Raw genomic sequence first — 2,381 nt, 5'->3', positions numbered from 1 at the left:
TTCTAGGTCTGGCCATCATTAATTACCGAAAATTAAGTAATAACTAAAGCCTAGTAGAGTGTTTAACATTTAGCCAATTAGAATGGGTGGCAATGTTAATTGATTTTTGATATTTAGCCAATTAAAATGGGTGGCAATGTTAATTATTAACAGGGGAAGTTTTTGCTATTGTAATATCAAGTGTTCATTGAGCGCTTGCTGTTACCTCATGAATAAAGATCCAAAGGTCAGGTCTTTAATCTTGAATTTCGACAAATTGTAAGTTTATTTCCTAAGTCGGTATGTGCCCCGAAGCGCCCCCCCACTGTTTTAGTTCCGTTTTAAGCGTCTTGCTGGATTCTCCGACGAAGGTCCCATTTGGACTCTTAGCAACCCGATTCGTCAATCTCTACGACATATTTGGTCATATCAACATTTATATGGTAATAAACACGGCATTTTCTGCTGTAAGTCCCGTCAGACTCCACCCACATATATTCAGCGTAATTGTCCGCACCGTACCAAGAGCTAGGATTACTAGGGTCCTCTAGTTCCCATCTCCCCCCCGAAGCAAGAACTAAGCCTCGCATGCTCCTAGGAGAGGGGTAACCATTAATCATGGTTATTGTGGTACCGTCTATTTCAATATCATCATTGAGTTGCTTACCTTTAATACGCTGCTTGAGATAGGCCATGTCTGCAGCTGCATGTAACGCCCCTGTTAAACCTTCAAACGAAGCTGTACGCGCTGAATCTGTCAGATTAACGAACTTGGGGAGCACCGTTGATGCCAACACCCCTAAAACAACAATCACAATAATCAAGTCTATAAGAGCGAAACCTTTAGAAGGCGCAGTTCGATTCATACATTCACTCCAAAACTCAGTGTTGAACGAAGCCGCTGTGCGGCAGAAAACAAAATACAAACAACACGCATACTTATATTTACATCACTTTTCGGTGATACCTAATAGGAGAATAAGCGATAAACACCTCAGAGCAACAAAACTTTAACCTTTTATATCAACAATATTTGAGCAATCTCACACTACAAGGAAAGCGACCAGACACGATCACTAAAGCGGATTTACCAGTCACCGGCTGCATTAGCGCAGTGATTTTGGCCACTAATTTAGAGGCTTAATAGTAACTTTTCTAAGTCGCTCTGTGCCCCAAAGCGCCTCAGTTAGTAAAAATATTCACGCTCGTTTTTTCCCGATAGCAAGCAATATTTCATGTTAGTATTGAGTTTTTTATATATTCTTGGTAGTAAACAAATTCAACTCAATAGTTTCTTGCTTAAAACGACCAAAAATATCCATCACCTTTTCATATGATTGAGTAAGTGGATTTTTATCTCCAGCTTCTGGGTTTGATTTAGTAAACGTCATTGAATCACCAATCTCCATGGATACAGCATGCTTATCTAGATCCCCCTCCAATTGCATTTCATTGCAATTATCATCGAGTAATTCCCCCTCTAAACTCACATGCATTTTTTCAAATTTAACAATACTGACCTCAGTGGGTACATCTTTACCAACCCTATTTGCAAATTCAACCAATTTTGGCTCTGCTGGCATATACATAACCGCCTCTTGATTAATCGAATCTGTTATTCTCAACACACGGCCTAAAATCTGTCGGTAGTGCATCTCTGTTTTGATATTGGTTAAATGGCAGCAAACTTGAAGCCTTGGAATGTTGGTCCCTTCACTGATCATTCCGACACTAATTATCCATTTCTCATTACTATTGCGATATTGCTTTATAAGCACCATTGGCTCATCTTCACGATAAGTCACCACAATCGCCTGTTGCTTTAAATTATCCGCCAAAATTTGCTGTATTTGTTTTGCATGTTTCACCGAAGACGCGACTATCAGACCACCTGCATCTGGGCTTTCAGCCCTCAGCTCATCTAGCTTTGTATTTGCACTCAGAAGTACATGATCGATCACCCTTTCATTTTCAATAATGTCGGAATGCGGCAGAATTGAGGTAGATAATAAATCAAAAAAACTAGAAAAATGTTTTTTATCTTCTCCTGCCTCAACTGTTATATTGTCATTATCAATGGCAATAATTTGAGGAACACGGCAAACATTATCTGTTATTGCGTTCTCTAGGCCGTAGATATAATCACATTCAATTTCATTTGTAACGCTGCCATATTGAGCCAATACAATTGGAGCAGCGTCAGAGCGCCATGGCGTCCCTGTTAGCGCAATTGAATATTTTGATTTATCCTGAATATTCAATATTATTTGCTCCCCCCCAAGAATTAGCATCTTCTACATTAGATCCGCGACAATGATGAATTTCGCAATTTTGTGGTTTGTGCTGCCATTTCGTACTCACTATTTGCGATCTGATACTAGTTATCCATTTTTACTGGGGTT

The 2,381-nt window shown here is 39.5% G+C and carries 2 protein-coding genes; both read right to left on the bottom strand.

Features of this window, described 5'->3' with window-relative positions:
* Window positions 1-365: 365 nt before the first annotated feature.
* The gene (locus Q4557_RS19620; RefSeq protein ID WP_303415004.1) at window positions 366-845 is read right to left on the bottom strand and encodes a type II secretion system protein; all 480 of its coding nucleotides are present in this window, start codon (window positions 843-845) and stop codon (window positions 366-368) included.
* A gap of 387 nt (window positions 846-1,232) precedes the next feature.
* Complete coding sequence (locus Q4557_RS19615; protein WP_157936289.1) at window positions 1,233-2,240, bottom strand: DEAD/DEAH box helicase; 1,008 nt, start codon at window positions 2,238-2,240, stop codon at window positions 1,233-1,235.
* Window positions 2,241-2,381: the final 141 nt, after the last annotated feature.

This window comes from Shewanella sp. 5_MG-2023, from assembly GCF_030547465.1.
Lineage (GTDB): Bacteria > Pseudomonadota > Gammaproteobacteria > Enterobacterales > Shewanellaceae > Shewanella.
This window is presented reverse-complemented; position numbering and strand designations above follow the sequence as displayed.

Coding starts and splice junctions, on each gene's coding strand:
- Q4557_RS19620 (WP_303415004.1), bottom strand. CDS start 845: ATGAATCGAACTGCGCCTTCTAAAGGTTTCGCTCTTATAGACTTGATT.